This is a genomic window from Nocardia sp. 852002-20019_SCH5090214 (assembly GCF_001665865.1).
Lineage (GTDB): Bacteria > Actinomycetota > Actinomycetes > Mycobacteriales > Mycobacteriaceae > Nocardia > Nocardia nova.
The window spans coordinates 1-596 of sequence record NZ_LZMK01000392.1 but is presented as its reverse complement, the minus strand read 5'-3'; the positions used below and the strand labels follow the sequence as shown (position 1 = coordinate 596).

At 65.4% G+C, this 596-nt stretch carries 1 pseudogene; it reads left to right on the top strand.

What is annotated here, in order from left to right:
* A pseudogene (locus tag A5780_RS32225) lies at positions 1-596 on the top strand (hypothetical protein); the annotation flags it as partial.

The window sequence follows — 596 nt, the reverse complement described above, 5'->3', positions numbered from 1 at the left end:
AACCACACCCACGAAGCGTTCGCGGTGCAGTTTCCCGACGGACACACCGAACACACTCAGGTGCCACTGGATTCACCGCAACACATCCTTCCCGATCTACTCCTGCCGACCAGGGTCGCCGACACACGCTTCGTCCTCGACCAACTGATGACTGCTGCCACCGAACAGCCGGGACGCGCTGGACTCCCACCGCACCTCGCCGAGGACCTCGACCTGTCGAAAGTCGGAATGTTCGGTCACTCGCTAGGCGGGTCGACAACCGTGCAAACGATGCACGACGACCACCGTGTCCGTGCCGGCGTCGATCTGGACGGCCCGATCCTGGGCTCTGTCGCCGCGGACGGTCTCGACCGGCCGCTGCTGATGCTGGCCAGCGACACCTCGCCCTGGTTCGGCAATCCGGGCTGGGAACCGCGCTGGGCAACCAACACCGGGGTGAAGATCCCCCTGCGCATCGCAGGAACCCAGCACATGTCGCTGTGCGACCAGCAGATCATCCTGCCGCAACTGACCACGGCCGGCCTGCTCGAGCCCGCCAAGAAGGCCGAAGCAGTCGGCACAATCGACACGGCCCGTTCGATCGACCTGCAACGGGC